Source organism: Vibrio sp. EJY3, from assembly GCF_000241385.1.
Taxonomy (GTDB): Bacteria; Pseudomonadota; Gammaproteobacteria; order Enterobacterales; family Vibrionaceae; genus Vibrio; species Vibrio natriegens.
On record NC_016613.1, the window covers coordinates 2,427,245 to 2,444,967 of the forward strand.

General features: G+C 45.4%; 18 protein-coding genes and 1 tRNA gene. 15 read left to right on the forward strand and 4 right to left on the reverse strand.

Features of this window, described 5'->3' with window-relative positions:
* Positions 1 to 158: 158 nt before the first annotated feature.
* Positions 159 to 2,189 (reverse strand): excinuclease ABC subunit UvrB, encoded by a 2,031-nt coding sequence (uvrB, locus tag VEJY3_RS10950; RefSeq protein ID WP_014232536.1) that lies wholly within the window; start codon positions 2,187 to 2,189, stop codon positions 159 to 161.
* 570 nt (positions 2,190 to 2,759) lie between these two features.
* Between uvrB and VEJY3_RS10955 the strand changes: the two genes are divergently transcribed.
* The 10 genes from VEJY3_RS10955 to VEJY3_RS11000 all read left to right on the forward strand — a co-directional run bounded on the left by VEJY3_RS10955 (position 2,760) and on the right by VEJY3_RS11000 (position 10,860).
* Positions 2,760 to 2,835, forward strand: a tRNA-Asn gene (locus VEJY3_RS10955).
* A gap of 339 nt (positions 2,836 to 3,174) precedes the next feature.
* The gene (rsxA, locus tag VEJY3_RS10960) at positions 3,175 to 3,753 is read left to right on the forward strand and encodes an electron transport complex subunit RsxA (protein WP_014232537.1); all 579 of its coding nucleotides are present in this window, start codon (positions 3,175 to 3,177) and stop codon (positions 3,751 to 3,753) included.
* Between the two features lie 3 nt (positions 3,754 to 3,756).
* On the forward strand, positions 3,757 to 4,353 hold the full coding sequence (gene rsxB, locus VEJY3_RS10965; protein ID WP_014232538.1) for an electron transport complex subunit RsxB: 597 nt from the start codon (positions 3,757 to 3,759) through the stop codon (positions 4,351 to 4,353).
* Between the two features lie 8 nt (positions 4,354 to 4,361).
* The gene (gene rsxC, locus VEJY3_RS10970; protein ID WP_014232539.1) at positions 4,362 to 6,743 is read left to right on the forward strand and encodes an electron transport complex subunit RsxC; all 2,382 of its coding nucleotides are present in this window, start codon (positions 4,362 to 4,364) and stop codon (positions 6,741 to 6,743) included.
* A complete protein-coding gene (gene rsxD / locus VEJY3_RS10975) occupies positions 6,743 to 7,789 on the forward strand; it encodes an electron transport complex subunit RsxD (RefSeq protein WP_014232540.1) in 1,047 nt (348 codons plus the stop codon). The genes rsxC and rsxD overlap by 1 nt, the downstream gene beginning before the upstream one ends.
* 7 nt (positions 7,790 to 7,796) lie before the next feature.
* On the forward strand, positions 7,797 to 8,429 hold the full coding sequence (gene rsxG / locus VEJY3_RS10980) for an electron transport complex subunit RsxG (protein WP_014232541.1): 633 nt from the start codon (positions 7,797 to 7,799) through the stop codon (positions 8,427 to 8,429).
* Positions 8,426 to 9,118, forward strand: coding sequence for an electron transport complex subunit E (locus VEJY3_RS10985; protein ID WP_014232542.1), 693 nt, complete (start codon positions 8,426 to 8,428; stop codon positions 9,116 to 9,118). Before rsxG ends, VEJY3_RS10985 begins: the two co-directional genes overlap by 4 nt.
* Before the next feature lie 75 nt (positions 9,119 to 9,193).
* Positions 9,194 to 9,835 carry an endonuclease III gene (nth, locus tag VEJY3_RS10990; RefSeq protein ID WP_014232543.1) on the forward strand — a complete coding sequence of 214 codons (642 nt, stop codon included), beginning with the start codon at positions 9,194 to 9,196 and terminating at the stop codon, positions 9,833 to 9,835.
* Between the two features lie 32 nt (positions 9,836 to 9,867).
* Entirely contained in the window at positions 9,868 to 10,284 is a 417-nt protein-coding gene (gene gloA / locus VEJY3_RS10995; protein WP_014232544.1) for a lactoylglutathione lyase, read from the forward strand.
* Positions 10,285 to 10,425: 141 nt separating this feature from the next.
* The gene (locus VEJY3_RS11000) at positions 10,426 to 10,860 is read left to right on the forward strand and encodes a DUF2753 domain-containing protein (protein ID WP_014232545.1); all 435 of its coding nucleotides are present in this window, start codon (positions 10,426 to 10,428) and stop codon (positions 10,858 to 10,860) included.
* A 78-nt stretch (positions 10,861 to 10,938) separates the two neighbouring features.
* Here VEJY3_RS11000 and VEJY3_RS11005 read toward each other — a convergent pair whose 3' ends face one another.
* Positions 10,939 to 11,820, reverse strand: coding sequence for an OmpA family protein (locus VEJY3_RS11005; protein ID WP_014232546.1), 882 nt, complete (start codon positions 11,818 to 11,820; stop codon positions 10,939 to 10,941).
* 318 nt (positions 11,821 to 12,138) lie between these two features.
* Between VEJY3_RS11005 and rnt the strand changes: the two genes are divergently transcribed.
* Positions 12,139 to 12,789 (forward strand): ribonuclease T, encoded by a 651-nt coding sequence (rnt, locus tag VEJY3_RS11010; protein WP_014232547.1) that lies wholly within the window; start codon positions 12,139 to 12,141, stop codon positions 12,787 to 12,789.
* Positions 12,790 to 12,810: 21 nt separating this feature from the next.
* Positions 12,811 to 14,136 carry a Na+/H+ antiporter family protein gene (locus tag VEJY3_RS11015; RefSeq protein WP_014232548.1) on the forward strand — a complete coding sequence of 442 codons (1,326 nt, stop codon included), beginning with the start codon at positions 12,811 to 12,813 and terminating at the stop codon, positions 14,134 to 14,136.
* Positions 14,137 to 14,220: 84 nt separating this feature from the next.
* Here the strand turns inward: VEJY3_RS11015 and VEJY3_RS11020 are convergent, their stop codons facing one another.
* A complete protein-coding gene (locus tag VEJY3_RS11020) occupies positions 14,221 to 14,850 on the reverse strand; it encodes a DsbA family protein (RefSeq protein ID WP_014232549.1) in 630 nt (209 codons plus the stop codon).
* Positions 14,851 to 14,926: 76 nt separating this feature from the next.
* Positions 14,927 to 15,262, reverse strand: coding sequence for a Grx4 family monothiol glutaredoxin (locus VEJY3_RS11025; protein WP_014232550.1), 336 nt, complete (start codon positions 15,260 to 15,262; stop codon positions 14,927 to 14,929).
* A gap of 283 nt (positions 15,263 to 15,545) precedes the next feature.
* Here VEJY3_RS11025 and sodB point away from each other — a divergent pair, with 283 nt between their 5' ends.
* The 3 genes from sodB to VEJY3_RS11040 all read left to right on the forward strand — a co-directional run bounded on the left by sodB (position 15,546) and on the right by VEJY3_RS11040 (position 17,654).
* Complete coding sequence (gene sodB, locus VEJY3_RS11030; RefSeq protein ID WP_014232551.1) at positions 15,546 to 16,130, forward strand: superoxide dismutase [Fe]; 585 nt, start codon at positions 15,546 to 15,548, stop codon at positions 16,128 to 16,130.
* A gap of 154 nt (positions 16,131 to 16,284) precedes the next feature.
* Positions 16,285 to 16,788, forward strand: coding sequence for a VC2046/SO_2500 family protein (locus VEJY3_RS11035; RefSeq protein ID WP_014232552.1), 504 nt, complete (start codon positions 16,285 to 16,287; stop codon positions 16,786 to 16,788).
* A gap of 182 nt (positions 16,789 to 16,970) precedes the next feature.
* Positions 16,971 to 17,654, forward strand: coding sequence for an SDR family oxidoreductase (locus VEJY3_RS11040; protein WP_014232553.1), 684 nt, complete (start codon positions 16,971 to 16,973; stop codon positions 17,652 to 17,654).
* The last annotated feature ends 69 nt before the right edge of the window (positions 17,655 to 17,723 follow it).

The window sequence follows — 17,723 nt, forward strand, 5'->3', positions numbered from 1 at the left end:
GGCATAAATCATGCTCGAATAACTATGACCCCTCGGGTCACCTAGCCAACTGACGTTGTTAGTGAACATTATGTTCGCAAATAAAGCCAATAGAAACGACTGCCTATTGGCTTCTTTTTTGCCTGCCGTATCAGGTTAGTCAGTTGTTAGCGTTAAGCTCAGCTATTAGCGATAAACTGAGCACGCAGTTTTTCAATCTCATCACGTTTTTCAGCCGCCAGCTCAAACTCAAGGTCTTGAGCATGCTGGTACATCGCTGCTTCCAGTCTGCTGATTTCTTTTTCCAACTGTTGTGGCGACATGACTTCATAAGACTGAGACGGCTCTGCGACTTTGGATAATGGAACCTGTTTGCCAGTGCGCTGACGTTTGGACTTAGTGATATCACCTAGCTCCATGATGTCTTTGATATTACGCGTCAATGCCTGCGGTACAATCCCCATTTCTTCATTGTACGCTTGCTGCTTCTCACGACGACGGTTGGTTTCATCCATCGCTTTCTTCATCGACTTGGTGATGGAGTCGGCATACAAAATGGCCTTACCTTCTATGTTTCGAGCAGCACGGCCAATGGTCTGGATCAGTGAGCGTTCCGAGCGCAAGAAGCCCTCTTTATCAGCATCCAATATCGCCACCAGCGACACTTCCGGCATATCCAAACCTTCTCGTAATAAGTTGATACCGACAAGCACGTCAAATTCGCCTAGTCGAAGATCTCGAATAATCTCGACACGCTCTACGGTATCAATATCGGAGTGAAGATAACGTACGCGAACATCGTGTTCATGCAGGTATTCGGTCAAATCTTCTGCCATACGTTTGGTTAACGTTGTAACGAGGACTCGTTCATCTTTCACCGCACGAATACGAATCTCGGAAAGCAGATCATCGACCTGTGTTGCGACAGGACGAACTTCCAGTATAGGATCAAGTAATCCCGTAGGGCGAACAACTTGATCAGCAATATCGCCATCTGACTTTTCAAGTTCATAATTGCCCGGTGTTGCAGACACAAAAATAGTCTGCGGCGCAAGCGATTCAAACTCTTCAAATTTAAGCGGGCGGTTATCCAGTGCTGAAGGTAAACGAAACCCGAATTCCACCAGCGTTTCTTTACGAGAACGGTCACCTTTATACATGGCGCCAATTTGTGGGACGGTTACGTGTGACTCATCAATAATCAATAAACCATCATGTGGTAGATAATCAAAAAGTGTCGGTGGCGGCTCTCCCTCAGCACGACCACTGAGGTAACGAGAGTAGTTTTCGATTCCCGAGCAGAATCCAAGCTCGTTCATCATCTCGATATCGAACTGTGTGCGCTGACTGATACGTTGTTCTTCCAACAGCTTATTGTTGTCCAGTAACTGCTTTTTACGTACTTCAAGTTCCACTTTGATATTTTCAATCGCTTCCAGGACGCGATCGCGAGGCGTAACGTAATGCGTTTTCGGATAGATGGTATAACGCGGTAAATCGCGCTGTTTCACGACTCCGGTAAGCGGGTCAAACACGCTGATGCAGTCGACTTCGTCATCAAACATTTCAACTCGAACTGCATCTTGATCGGATTCAGCAGGAAAGATATCAATCACTTCACCACGAACGCGAAACTGGCCTCGCTCAAAGGCTACATCGTTACGTGAGTATTGCAGCTCAGCCAAGCGACGAAGCATGTCACGTTGGTCGATTACATCGCCACGACGTAAATGCAACATCATTTGCAGATAAGACTCAGGATCACCCAAACCGTAAATGGCAGAGACCGACGCGACGATAATGGCATCTTTACGCTCTAATAACGCTTTGGTCGCGGATAATCGCATCTGTTCAATGTGAGCGTTAACAGAAGCGTCTTTTTCGATAAACGTATCGGTGGTTGGCACATAAGCTTCTGGCTGGTAGTAATCGTAGTAAGAAACGAAATACTCAACCGCATTATTCGGGAAAAATGACTTCATCTCTCCATAAAGCTGCGCGGCCAGTGTTTTGTTAGGTGCGAGCAAAATTGCAGGACGTTGCGCTTGAGCGATCACATTCGCTAATGTGAATGTCTTACCTGAACCTGTCACACCTAACAGTGTCTGATGTGCTAAACCCGAGTCTAACCCATCAAGTAATTGCTTAATTGCATCGGGTTGATCTCCTGATGGCTGATAACTAGAGACCAGCTCATAAACTTTGCTCATACCGTTCCTTAACTCTACTACGGACTAACTGTATATATACACACTATATATACACCTTAGTCAATGAAATCTATGCCTGTCGGAGTATTATCGACCATTACTATTAAATTTGTGCCTTTGTACAACTCGCTATAGCCTTACCTGAGATGCTCTGATATAGTACGTCGCCCTAGTCAATGATTATTCTCAAATATCATTTATCATATTTCCACAACTTTTCCCCAAAAAGCAGTACAAAGTAAGCTTATCCCCTAAAGTCTAATTTTTATCCACTTTGACTATTTCTACTCGATTACCAATAAACCTCTGTATTATTTGCCTAATTAGTGCATAATCCTGCTTACAAATGCAGAAAAAATAAACCGTGTTGCATATCAATTAACTTTACTCAGATTTCATCAACACACTTATCCACAAATTTAGTGGATAAGTAACCCTAGCCCTTTACTGGTAAGCCATACAAAAAAGTAAAGAGCCAACCGTGATATTTTTTCAAAAAAATGTATTTTATTCCTGTTGACAGTGGATTTTGGGGTCGGTAAGATTTGCCCCGCTTTCAAGCAAAGCAATTCCCCCTTAGTTCAGTTGGTAGAACGGCGGACTGTTAATCCGTATGTCGCAGGTTCGAGTCCCGCAGGGGGAGCCAAATTTCAGAAAAAGCCGTGTCGTAAGACGCGGCTTTTTCGTTTCCAAGCTGCGAATGATTTGTTCCAAGTAAATGTCTCAGGCCGAAGTTTTGGGCCATCTCGCCACCCGAGTCACTTTCCGACAAAATGCGTCAAAATCAGCATAAGCAACAATCCTCTTCTCCTCTTTTGTCTTACAAATCATTCACCAAATCTCTTATTTCGATAAAAATTCATCTATCTGAATCACATAGACGGCTATTTTTCCACCGTGTATATAAAACCACATCGTTCACTGGTTGTTATTGGTGTCACAAAACACGATAATATTGGGATCGGATTTTAAGAACGTAAAAACTATGACCGAATATGTTTTGTTGTTAGTCGGCACTGTGCTGGTAAACAACTTTGTACTGGTAAAATTTTTGGGCCTCTGTCCATTTATGGGCGTGTCCAAAAAACTGGAAACAGCAATAGGTATGGGCTTAGCAACCACTTTCGTGCTAACGCTCGCGTCGGTGTGTTCATATTTAGTAGAAAGCTACATCCTTCGCCCATTAGGTATCGAATATCTAAGAACCATGAGTTTCATCTTGGTTATCGCTGTTGTGGTTCAGTTCACAGAGATGGTTGTGCACAAAACCAGCCCGACACTCTATCGCCTACTCGGCATCTTCTTACCGCTCATTACCACTAACTGTGCGGTACTTGGTGTTGCGCTGCTCAATATCAATGAGAACCATAACTTCATCGAATCTATCATTTATGGCTTTGGTGCAGCAGTTGGTTTTTCTATGGTATTAATTCTATTTGCCTCTATGCGTGAGCGAATTGCTGCCGCAGATGTACCGCTTCCTTTTAAAGGGGCCTCTATCGCTATGATCACTGCTGGTTTGATGTCGCTTGCCTTTATGGGCTTTACTGGTTTGGTGAAGTAAACGATGAGTACGATTCTAATTGCGATCATCGCACTCGCTGTGCTTGCTGCGATTTTTGGAGCCATCCTCGGATTTGCTTCTATTCGCTTCAAAGTTGAGGCGGACCCTATCGTCGATCAGATCGATGCTATTTTGCCTCAAACCCAGTGTGGCCAATGTGGCTATCCAGGCTGTCGCCCTTATGCAGAGGCGATTGCCAATGGTGACCATATCAACAAATGTCCTCCTGGCGGTCAAGCAACGATAGAAAAGCTAGCCGATCTCATGGGCGTAGAGCCAGAAGAGTCGGCACACGATCTTGATAATAAAGTTCCTACGGTCGCGTTCATTCATGAAGACATGTGCATTGGTTGTACCAAATGCATTCAGGCTTGTCCTGTCGATGCCATTGTTGGTGGCACCAAGGCACTTCATACCGTTATCAAAGAAGAATGTACTGGTTGTGACTTGTGCGTAGCGCCATGTCCGACTGACTGTATTGAAATGATTCCTGTGGCAACCACCACAGACAGCTGGAAGTGGAAACTTAATACCATTCCAGTTGTGGATATTACGGATGCTGCCAAAGATGCAGCGAACGTGAAAGATTCAATTAATTAAGGTTTCGTATGTTGTCTTTGATTGAACAAATTCGTACTGGGTCGCTTTGGGATTTCCCAGGCGGTGTGCATCCGGCAGAAAATAAAAAACAATCCAATAAAGCAGAATTACTACGCGCAGCAATTCCGGCAGAGATCGTTCTGCCATTGAAACAGCATATTGGTAAAGCAGGTAACCTACTTGTTGCCGCAGGTGACAATGTACTAAAAGGCCAGCCTTTAACACAATCCGAAACCGGTTTTACGGTACCTGTTCATGCGCCAACATCAGGTAAAATCACCGCGATCGAGCCAAGAACGGTCGCTCACCCATCAGGGCTAAGTGAACTGTGCGCAGTTATCACGCCTGACGGTAACGATACGTGGTGTAAGAAAACCCCTGTTGTCGATTACACACAAGAATCTGCAGATGCGCTAATCGACGTTATCCGTCTTGCGGGTATTTCGGGTATGGGTGGCGCAGGCTTCCCAACTGCGAAGAAGATCCAATCTGGTGTTGCTCGAACGGAAATCCTGATTGTCAACGCAGCGGAATGTGAGCCATATATTACAGCCGACGACAAACTGATTCAGGAACATGCCGATGAACTGATTCAGGGCATTGAGATTGTCGAACATATCCTAAAACCAAAACTGACGATCATTGGTATTGAAGATAACAAGCCAGATGCGATCAAAGCACTGGAGAATGCAGCTTTAAACAAAGATATAGTTATCCGCGTCATTCCAACGAAATACCCTTCAGGTGGCGAAAAGCAACTGATCAAAATTCTGACCAACAAAGAAGTACCGAGCGGTGCGATCCCTGCTGATATCGGCATTCTGGTTCAAAACGTAGGTTCTTTGTATTCAATCAAACGTGCCGTCATTGATGGCGAGCCAATGATTGAACGCGTTGTCACTCTGACAGGTAAAACCTTTAAGACGCCACGTAACGTTTGGGCTCTTTTGGGAACCCCTGTTCAAGCGTTGCTTGATGAATTTGGCTACAAGGCCGATAAAAAGCTCCAACGTTTGATCATGGGCGGCCCAATGATGGGGTTCACACTGCCCCACTCCCATGTTCCGATTACCAAGACGGCCAACTGTATTCTTGCGCCAACTCGCTTTGAGATCTCAGCCAGTCAATACGAAATGGAATGTATCCGCTGTGGTCAATGTGCTGAAGCATGCCCGGCGTCACTGCTTCCTCAGCAACTACTTTGGCATTCCAAAGCAGAAGAATATGAAAAGCTTGAAGAGTTAAACCTCAAAGACTGTATTGAGTGTGGTGCGTGTGCATTTGTTTGCCCAAGTGAAATTCCACTGGTGCAATACTATCGCCAGGCAAAAGCCGAAATTCGCACCCGAGCGCAAGAAGCAGAAGCTGCTGAGCGAGCAAAACAACGCTTTGAAGAGAAAAAAGCGCGTATGGAACGCGAAAAAGAAGAGCGAGAAAACCGCTTTAAGAAAGCAGCTGATGAACGCCGCAAAGATATGAAGTCTAAAGGTGGCGACGATGCGATAGCCGCTGCGATTGCGCGTGTGAAAGCTCAAAAAGCTAATGCAGAAGAAAAAGCAGAACCTGCCGTGAAACCAGCGGTGGCTGCTGCGATAGCGAAAGCAAAAGCCAAACAAGCCGCTGCCGCGGAAGCAGGCGCTGCAGAACCGGATAACACCGAGATGGCCAAGCTGCGTGAAGAGCGCAAGCGTCTGGCTAGAGAACGCAAAGCAGAAAAAGAGCAAAGTGAAGGTTCAAACGACACTGATGATAAAAAGTCAGCCGTGGCCGCTGCTATTGCTCGCACCAAAGCTAAAAAGGCACAGCAAGAAGACACCAGCACCTCTGCTGAACCGGAAGATAAAAAAGCAGCGGTTGCTGCGGCTATAGCTCGTGCTAAAGCACGCAAGGCAGGACAAGAAGCAGAATCAAAACCTGCTGAAGATGAAGCGTCGGCTGAACAAACCGACGATCCGAAGAAAGCCGCTGTCGCTGCTGCCATTGCTCGTGCGAAAGCTCGTAAAGCTGGGCAAGAATCAGAATCAAAACCTGCTGAAGATGAAGCGCCGGCCGAACAAACCGACGATCCGAAGAAAGCCGCCGTAGCTGCTGCCATTGCTCGTGCCAAAGCTCGTAAAGCTCAGCAAGAATCAGAAGCAAAACCTGCTGAAGATGAAGCGTCGGCTGAACAAACCGACGATCCGAAGAAAGCCGCTGTCGCCGCTGCCATTGCTCGTGCGAAAGCTCGTAAAGCTCAGCAAGAATCAGAAACAAAACCTGCTGAAGATGAAGCGCCGGCCGAACAAACCGACGATCCGAAGAAAGCCGCTGTCGCTGCTGCCATTGCCCGCGCGAAAGCACGTAAAGCTCAGCAAGAAGCAGATAAAAATAATACCGAGGAGAACGAGTAATGTCGTTTTTTATAGCCAGCTCACCGCATACCCACAGTCGTCGTAGCACGCCTGATTTGATGAAATGGGTGGCACTGTGTGCGATCCCTGGTTTAGCGGCTCAAACTTACTTTTTTGGCTGGGGAACACTGATCCAGCTTATGTTTGCCATTGCTGTTGCGATATCTCTGGAAGCATTAGTGATGATCGCTCGCAAGCGCTCTCCAGTTCGAGCTCTTCGAGATAACAGTGCCATCGTTACCGCTTGGCTGCTGGCTGTTGCTATTCCGCCTTGGTCTCCTTGGTGGCTGACTGTGATCGGCTTAGTGTTTGCGATTGTCATAGCCAAACATCTTTATGGTGGCCTTGGGCAGAATCTGTTTAACCCTGCGATGGTGGCTTATGTTGTGCTGCTTATCTCCTTCCCTGTTCAAATGACGAGCTGGAGTGTTCCGACATCTCTGATTCCGGATCACGTGAATTTTGCCGACGTCCTGTCACTGATTTTTACTGGGTTTGATGGTGATGGCCTATCACTTCAGCAAGTTCGTGCAGGCGTAGATGGCGTGACAATGGCAACACCACTCGATGCTTTTAAAACAGGGCTGCATACTGGTGCAACTCCAGGTGAAATCCTGTCACAGCCTATTTTTTCTGGTTTAGCGGGTGTTGGTTGGCAATGGGTTAATATTGCTTACTTCATTGGCGGACTGGTGATGATTAAAAAGCGTCTCATCCAATGGTACATTCCGGTGGGCTTCTTAGCGAGTCTGACGTTGTTTAGTCTGGTATTCTCGCTAATCACTCCGGGAGAAACAGCGTCCCCGATCTTCCACTTGCTATCGGGCGCGACCATGCTGGGTGCTTTCTTTATCGCTACGGATCCAGTCTCTGCTTCAACTACGGTAAAAGGTCGCCTAATCTTTGGCGCTTTAATTGGTGCACTCGTCTTTATCATTCGCAGTTGGGGTGGATTCCCTGATGGCGTTGCATTCGCCGTACTGCTAGCCAATATGTGCGTGCCACTGATTGACTACTACACCAAACCTAGAACTTACGGTCACTGAGGTAAACATGTTAACCGCAATTAGAAAAAATGGTCTGACACTCGCTATCTTTGCTTGTGCCACAACTGGTCTAGTGGCATTGACTCAGTACTTAACCGAAGATCAAATCAAACAACAAGAACGCAAACAGTTGTTGTCGGTGCTTAATCAGGTCATTCCTGAGACCATGCATGACAACGCGTTAACGCAGGCGTGCACTATGGTCAGCTCACCGGAGCTAGGAGCATATGCGATGCCAGCTTATATTGCGACGAAAGATGGCGAACCAACCGCGATCGCGATTGAGTCTATCGCCCCAGACGGTTACAACGGTGAGATAAAAGTCATCACAGGTATTGATAGCGAAGGGAAAATTCTGGGAACTCGCGTCCTCAGCCAAAAAGAAACACCGGGGTTAGGCGATAAAATCGACCTTCGTGTATCAGATTGGATCCTGAGTTTTACCGGAAAAGAAGTCACAGAAGCAAACTGGAACTCTTGGCGAGTTCGTAAAGACGGCGGTGATTTTGATCAGTTTACTGGCGCGACAATTACGCCAAGAGCAGTGGTCAAAGTGGTGAGAAACACCGTAAACTATGTCAATAACACCCGTGACGAGATTCTTAGTCAGCCCCTAGACTGCGCAGGAGGCAACCAATGAGTGAAAACAAACTGCTGATGAAAAACGGCATGTGGAGCAACAACCCGGCATTAGTTCAATTGCTTGGTCTTTGTCCTCTGCTGGCTGTGTCATCTACGATCACAAACGCACTTGGCCTTGGCATTGCTACGCTATTGGTGCTGGTCGGCTCAAACGTGACGGTCTCTCTTATCCGTAACTACGTGCCAAAAGAGGTCCGTATTCCGGTCTTCGTCATGATAATTGCTTCACTGGTTACCTGTGTACAGCTGTTAATGAATGCTTACGCATACGGTTTGTATCTTTCACTCGGTATCTTTATCCCGCTGATCGTAACCAACTGTATTATTATCGGCCGCGCAGAAGCCTATGCGTCTAAAAACGATGTACTGCCTTCAGCGTTAGACGGTTTATGGATGGGGCTGGGCATGACCAGTGTACTAGTTGTACTAGGTGCAATGCGTGAGCTCATTGGTAACGGCACGTTATTCGACGGTGCAGATTTACTACTAGGCGATTGGGCAGCGTCACTTAGAATTGAAGTGTTCCACTTTGATAGCAGCTTCCTTCTGGCTCTGCTACCGCCAGGCGCTTTCATTGGTGTTGGCTTGCTGATCGCTTTAAAAAATATTATCGATAACTCGATTCAGGCACGACAACCAAAAGAAGAAAAACCGACCATTGAACGTGCCCGCGTCACCAACGCTTAGTACGCAGAATAAAAAATTAGGCTCTACCATTCGTAGGGCCTTTTTAATCCGCCAAGACGGTACTGGAAATCCGCAATGAACAAAGTCAAAAGAATTGAAATTTTAGAACGATTAAGGGAAAACAACCCAAACCCTCAGACCGAGCTAAACTGGAACTCTCCCTTTGAACTGCTTATCGCTGTATTGCTCTCAGCACAAGCGACGGATGTGAGCGTAAACAAAGCCACTGACAAGCTCTTCCCTGTAGCAAATACGCCACAGAGCATGTTTGATTTAGGTGTTGATGGCTTAAAAGAATACATCAAGACCATTGGCCTGTTTAATTCGAAGGCAGAAAACACCATCAAAACCTGTAAGATCTTGCTGGAAAAGCACAACGGTGAAGTTCCGGAAGATCGTGCCGCACTTGAAGCCCTGCCTGGCGTTGGGAGAAAAACGGCAAACGTTGTGCTCAACACCGCTTTTGGCTGGCCCACCATTGCCGTCGATACGCATATTTATCGTGTCTCTAATCGCACGAAATTTGCGATGGGCAAAACGGTCGATGATGTCGAGCACAAACTATTAAAAGTGGTACCTAAAGAGTTTAAACTCGATGTTCACCACTGGCTCATTCTTCATGGACGCTATACTTGTTTGGCGAGAAAACCACGCTGCGGTAGCTGCATCATTGAAGATTTGTGCGAATATAAAGAGAAAGTATATCCAGATAGTTAATGCTATTTGAAAATGAAAGCTAGGAGTTAAAAATGTCAAACGGTCGAATTCTACACACTATGCTACGCGTTGGTGATCTAGACAAATCAATCAAGTTTTACACTGACGTTATGGGTATGAAGCTGCTTCGTACCAATGAAAACAAAGAGTACGAGTACACACTTGCCTTCCTAGGCTTCGGCGATGAGTCAGAAGGTGCGGTTATTGAGCTGACTTACAACTGGGGTACAACCGAGTATGACCTGGGCAATGCTTATGGTCATATCGCAATCGGCGTAGATGACATCTACACGACTTGTGACGCTATCAAAGCGGTTGGCGGTAATGTAACGCGTGAACCAGGTCCGGTTAAAGGTGGTACGACTCACATCGCTTTCGTAAAAGATCCAGATGGCTACATGATCGAGCTGATCCAAAACAAACAAGCAACGGCAGGCTTAGAAGGCTAATACTTCTCTAGTGAACGGTTGTTAAAAGCATGAACGAAAGGCAGGTGTGAGACCTGCCTTTTTATTTGTAAACAAAATACTTTACTTGATAATGGTTATCGTTTAGATTTAAGTCCAACTTCGATATGTGGGATAACGATAATGATCAGTGAATGGGAAAAACACACACTTCTGGCCGATACCGCCCTTCAATTAGATGACCCTATACGTAGTATTCTTCATTATCAACAGGCGCTTAGGTTAAGTGAAGACATCAGTGAATGTGTGGAGATTGAAGCTGACGAACGCCTGTTAATCTCAGTTATTTCCTGTCATAACCTAGCACAATTCTGGCGCTGGGCAGGTGACACAGAATATGAGCTCCGATACCTTCAACTGGCGTCTGAAAGAGTCCTGACTCTCATTCCTCAATGCCCAAATAAGGACTGTGCAAGCTTTATGGAATCCATTGGTTGCTGCACAAAAGCACTGATTGATTTTATGAAACGTCATCCTAACCCTGTGATTGCTAAACAAGTTGAAAAAATCGACACCGCCACTAACTGTGAAATCATTGCCAAGTTTCGCCTGAACTAGAGGAAACGGCTCAAGTCCGTTTTAATACAGGTTCTATCAAATCACTCTCACCATCAGCAATCTAAAGTGACGCGAACACTAGACTTGTGTTCGCCCCAAAGAAATCACAACGCGGCGGTTTTTATCTTTACCAATTGGCGAGTTATTGTCAGCAATTGGTCGACGCTTACCATAGCCTTGCACCTGAATACGATCTTCTGGTAGACCTAAGGATTTGAAATAGTTTCGTAGCGATTCTGCACGTCTTTCCGATAAATCCTGGCTGGCACTTTTGCCATCGGTCGAGTCGGTATAAGTGGCGACCAGCACTAAATCGATGTCTTGATTATGGCGGACATAATCCGCTATTTGCGACAATCGCTTTTTAGATGCTTTGGTCAGTTGATCGCCCAGACGCTGGTAATGCAAAATCGTAAACGCAATATCTTCAAAACTGTACTTCAATAAATTGGCAATACAATCGCTGAAGGCGTCGTATTTACTTTGAAACAACACCGATGACAGTGCGACTTCGATTCTTTGGTCACCACTTTGCCAGTCCTGATAACTAAAGGTTGGATAACGGCCTTTCTCTAACTCAGACAAAATACCCCACGCGGTTTGACCACCCACGTAGCCGTCAAACTGCTTGAAGAATTTTAGGTTAGTAATGCGATCCGCATGCTCACCCGGACGCCATGGTGGAGGCATCGATATCAGGCTCACACTACGAGTCTCCCCCATTGGGCGACGCATCTTTAACTCGAAGTCTAAATTGATCTTTTTACTCGCATGTGACGAAAATACCGCGTCACCGAAACTTGGGATGGGATGTACAAGTTGACATTCGAGTGGTGTGTTAACAATCATCTCCCATTGAGACTGCTGCGGCGTTGCGACATAGCGCTTGCTCAACTCTGCGTGACTGCTAGCGCTAAACAATGAAAACATAACACCGCTGGTTATCAGCCATTTATTCATCTGCGATCATTCTCTTAAATGGCAGTCTTTTGCCGCCAATCTGCATCAATTCAAAAACAACTACTTCTAATGCAATAACCCCGCCAATAACTAAACCAACCCTGTTTTATACCTGCTAGCAATCAATATTTGCGGTCAGGTTAATGGGTGTCGACAAAAATAAAAGCAGCGCTTCAGTGGTTGTTACCTGCGGATTTCGTACCACTGTGACGGATTGACTATCTAAAAAGCAGAATTGTATTTTTATCTGATATTGCGGTTTTTCTCATCGTAAGAATCTGTAATAATGCCGCCCTCGTCACACAAAAATAAGCCAACATGACAATAGAAAATGAAGCTCTAACCCTGAAAAAGCGTTTTCGTGGTTATTTCCCTGTGGTAGTTGACGTTGAGACCGCGGGTTTCAATGCTCAAACTGATGCACTTTTAGAAATATGTGCCGTTACCCTTCGCATGGATGAAGACGGTGTCCTGCATCCAGCCTCTACCATTCATTTTCATGTTGAGCCGTTTGAAGGCGCTAACTTGGTGAAAGAAGCGTTAGAATTCAATGGCATTCGTGACCCTTTTAGCCCACTACGTGGCGCGGTTTCTGAACAAGAAGCACTAAAAGAAATTTATAAGCTCATCCGTAAAGAGCAAAAAGCCGCAGACTGTTCACGAGCGATCATGGTTGCGCATAATGCCGCTTTCGACCTAGGTTTTGTTAACGCAGCGAACGAACGTTGCAAACTAAAACGAGTCCCTTTCCATCCGTTTGCCACTTTTGACACAGCTGCACTAAGTGGTCTTGCTTACGGCCAAACCGTTCTTGCTAAAGCATGTAAAACGGCGGGTATGGAATTCGACAATCGTGAAGCGCATTCGGCACTTTACGATACACAAAAAACTGCAGAGTTATTCTGTGGCATTGTTAACAAATGGAAGGCCCTGGGTGGTTGGCCGCTTGTTGACGAAAATAATAAGTAAACACAATATATTGGAAAAAGTATGAATCCTGTCGTTATTTCTGTTTGCGTCATGCTCGTGTTAGCGTTGATGCGGGTAAACGTGGTGGTCGCCCTCACGTTCAGTGCCATTGTCGGTGGTCTTGTCGCTGGCATGAGCCTAGGCGATACCGTTGCTGCTTTTGAAAGCGGTCTCGGTGGCGGTGCAACTATTGCTTTAAGCTACGCGATGCTCGGTACATTTGCCGTTGCAATCTCTAAGTCTGGTATTACTGATCTGTTAGCTAAAGATGTGATTAAACGCATCAATGGTAAAGAAAGTTCTGCATCAACGACCGGTTTAAAATACGCGGTATTGGTAGCATTGATCTTAGTTACCATGTCTTCTCAGAACGTGATTCCTGTCCATATCGCCTTTATTCCAATTTTGATTCCACCTCTTTTGGGCGTATTTGCGAAGCTTAAATTGGATCGCCGTCTGATTGCCTGTGTTCTGACTTTTGGCCTAATCACGCCATACATGGTATTACCTGTAGGTTTTGGTGGCATCTTCTTAAACAACATCCTATTAAAGAACTTACATGACAACGGCCTAGAAAACGTTGTGGCAAGCCAAGTTCCAACGGCGATGTTGCTTCCTGGTGCAGGTATGATTTTTGGCTTATTGATCGCGATTTTTGTCAGCTACCGTAAGCCTCGTATCTATGAAGAAACCGAGTTGACCGTTGTCCATGAAACAAATCATGTGATCAATAAGCAACACATCCTTGTCGCTGCGATCGGCATTGTTGCTGCGTTGAGTGTTCAGCTATACACGGGCTCAATGATCATTGGTGCACTGGCTGGTTTCATGGTCTTTACCTTTGGTGGCGTGATTGCGTGGAAAGAAACGCACGACGTATTCACTAAAGGCGTTCACATGATGGCTATGATTGGCTTTATCATGATCGCTGCAGCAGGTTTTGCCGCAGTAATGAAGCAAACTGGTGGCGTAGAAACCTTGGTTCAATCGCTTTCTACAAGTATCGGCGATAACAAACCACTGGCTGCATTGCTGATGTTGGTTGTGGGCTTGCTGGTAACTATGGGTATTGGCTCATCGTTCTCAACGATCCCAATTATTGCGACCATTTATGTACCTCTTTCATTAGCGTTTGGCTTCTCACCGATGGCAACAATTGCGCTAGTTGGTACCGCAGCAGCACTCGGTGACGCAGGTTCTCCAGCATCTGACTCAACATTAGGTCCAACATCGGGTCTGAATGCCGATGGTCAACATGAGCACATTTGGGAAACCGTAGTACCGACATTTATCCACTACAACATCCCACTGATCATCTTCGGCTGGATTGCTGCAATGGTGCTTTAGTATCCGTGCTTCGAAAGAAGAAGTGATACCCTAGTTACGAAAAAACCGCTCATTGAGCGGTTTTTTGTTGTTTAAGCGATTACATTATTCAGCAGGCATATTCTCGATGATGCGCTCACGAATTACCTTCAACGTTGTTTCGGTCGATAGGTAATCCACTTCGATAGGGAAATAAGCATCATTGATTTGCAGAACCAAACTCGGATAAGAGTTCACCCCAAGGCTTCTGGCTAAACTCAGTTGGTCTTGGAATACGCCCTCTAAAAGGGTGCCATCCATATCGTTTTTGAACTGCTGGACATTCAAGCCAATCTCTTTTGCTAGCTGTAAATGCGTCGCTTCTTCATGAGGTGGTAACGCTCGCAGATAATAAGCATGCTGAATCGCTTCCAACATCTGTCCATAGCTGTCCTGAAAACCCGCAGCAATCACAGCTCGGCAAGACTGGTAAGTACTTCTTACTGGCGTACACAATTTCCAAAAGTCGTAGTTGAACTTAGTTCCTAACTGACGCTCAATCTGCTGCCAAATCCCTTCGAGCTTTTGTTGCATCTCTGGTGGCATTGGTAAATTTGTATCTGGTGCAAGCCCACCCACCACATACTCAAATTGAATCACACCCGGCAGTTGCTGCTTCAGTTTATCGATGGTTGGTTTGTATCCCCAACACCAACTGCACATAGGATCATGCACGTAGTAAAGCTTTATGTTCATTCCACTACCTTAAAAAAGAAAAAAGGAGCCAGTGCGGCTCCCTCGTATTCTATCGCTAAATGTGAGTATTTACGAATTACTCAGCTTCACCTTCAGCGCGTGCTGCAGCTTCTTTGATCAGCGGCTGAAGTTCACCTTTCTGGAACATTTCCAGGATGATGTCACAACCACCAATTAGCTCACCTTCAATCCACAGTTGTGGGAACGTTGGCCATTGCGCGTATTTTGGTAACTCAGCACGGATGTCTGGGTTTTGTAGAATGTCTACGTAAGCGAACTTCTCACCACATGCCATTAGTGCTTGTGACGCTTGAGAAGAGAAACCACAGCTTGGCAGTTTCGGTGATCCTTTCATGTACAGCAGGATAGAGTTTTCTGAAATCTGCTGTTTGATTTTGTCGATAGTTTCCATCGCTTCCTCATTCATAGGTTTTAACTTTGTTTATCTGCCACATTCTACTCAATAACGGCAGAATAAAAACCATATAATTGGTATGGTTTAAACTAAGCTTGTTTGATGACGCAAGATTCATCACTTCGTCACAGCTAACATCTTAAAATATTTTCATATCGGGGTTTTAATAAAGTAAAAACTTGCTAAAATACCTAGCAAGTCAGTCGTATCGACTCAGAACGAATAAAAACACTGGAAGCAATCGAAAGGTTACCCTTTCATATCAATGGAGAATCGAGTAATGGCATTTGAACTACCAGCTCTTCCTTACGCGAAAGACGCACTAGAACCACACATCTCAGCAGAGACTCTAGATTACCACCACGGTAAGCACCACAACACTTACGTAGTTAAGCTAAACGGTCTTATTCCTGGTACTGAGTTCGAAGGCAAAACTCTAGAAGAGATCATCAAGACTTCTACTGGTGGCGTATTCAACAACGCTGCTCAAATCTGGAACCACACGTTCTACTGGCACTGTCTAGCTCCAAACGCGGGCGGCGAGCCAACTGGCGCAGTTGCTGATGCAATCAACGCAGCATTCGGTTCTTTCGAAGAATTCAAAGCGAAGTTCACTGATGCAGCAATCAACAACTTCGGTTCTTCATGGACTTGGCTAGTTAAGAAGGCTGACGGTTCTCTAGACATCGTTAACACTTCTAACGCAGCAACTCCTCTAACAGAAGAAGGTGTAACTCCACTTCTAACTGTTGACCTATGGGAACACGCGTACTACATCGATTACCGCAACGTACGTCCTGATTACATGAACGGCTTCTGGGCTCTTGTAAACTGGGATTTCGTAGCAGAGAACCTAGCGAAGTAATTTACTTCCCCCTAGTTTAATTTAGTCTTATTCAAAAGCTCGCTAATACAGCGGGCTTTTTTATTACAGCCCCCTTCAATACCCTCTTAGTGCCTTCTTTTTTCTAAAGTTCTTCTCTTTCATGCCGCTATAAAAGCATCTGACGAGGAGCATCATGCAAATTCATACTTTAGACAAAGCAGCAATTATCAACGAACTTCAATTCGGTTATGGTATTAATAGTGCCGTACACGAAGGTCGTCGTGCCGATTTTGCTTTGATTCTATCTATGTTTTCGAACGATATACGCGATGTGGTTCCTGTAGAAGAAGTCAGCGAAGTAAAGGCAAGTGACGAAGTTCTACGTCAGCAATTTGGCCTTTCTCAACCACAAAATTTGCGTTCAGACAGCAGCAGTTATGAACTCGCTGCAGAACAAGCGAAACAATTTCATAATGCAGGCTTACCTTCCGCAAAGCTTAGTCATTACCTCAAGCCAGATGCGCTAACTTATATGCCCCAAGACACGTTTAACCTTCCAGAAGAGGTCTACCATAACCTATCAGGCCATGAACGACGTCGTTTAGGTACGAGAAATCAGACTCTTATTGCTGATGCCGGGCTATATAACCAACTGGTTACCGCTCAGCGCCAATACCAAATTCAAACTCGGGCTTAGTATTCAACTTTTCACTACCTGATTACACTTGTAACACATACGAAATGTGACGACTTACTAATTCCCACACAATAGTCTTCCCCCAAAAGCGTTAGTTTGAAGCTTTTCACACTGAGCCGTTTGAAATTAATCCATGCTGATAGCACAAACCACTGGTTTATACGGAGCTGTATAGGTGTTATATGGATATCAAAGAATCAATTATACTCGTCACATCAGCAGGTTCAGTCATTGGCAGAACATGCTCTAGCCACTTTGCCCATCTCGGCGCTACGTTGATTCTATGTGATCAAAATGCCGACTCGCTTAAGGAAAGTTACGAGCAAATTAGCGCGTTTACCAATAAGGTTTTCGCCATGCACGTATGCAGTGACGACACAACTTCGATCAACTTGTTATTTGACCAAATAGAATCCGAACTTAGCGCAACACCAGATGTGGTGGTCAATTGCTGGACCAGCTCCCCAATGCCGAGCTTAATGGCGCCAGAACCAATGAGTATATATATCGACCATCTTTCTTCTGCCGCTCGTTTTCTTTATACCTATGGGCAGGTTGCCGCAGATCGTTTCCGTAGCCGGAATAAGAAAGGCGTTATCGTTAATGTGATTTCGCATGATAACCACGAAGATCTGACTGGCGTAGAAAGTTTGGCGGCGTTGGTATCTGGGTTCACTCATAGCTGGGCAAAAGAGCTGACTCCTTTCAATATCAGGGTCGGCGGTGTAATCCCATCGGTCTCTCATACCAAAGAAGATTTAGACGCGATCCATTGGGCGGAAATCCAGGACGAGCTCGTACGTAATACTGAGTACATAGTCGCGAATGAGTACTTTAGCGGTAGAGTCGTATCTACCGAAGTCTAAAAAATGGTATCTGTTTGATTCGTCATCAATACGGGAATGCGCTTGAAGGTTGAACAAAGAAGATAAAAA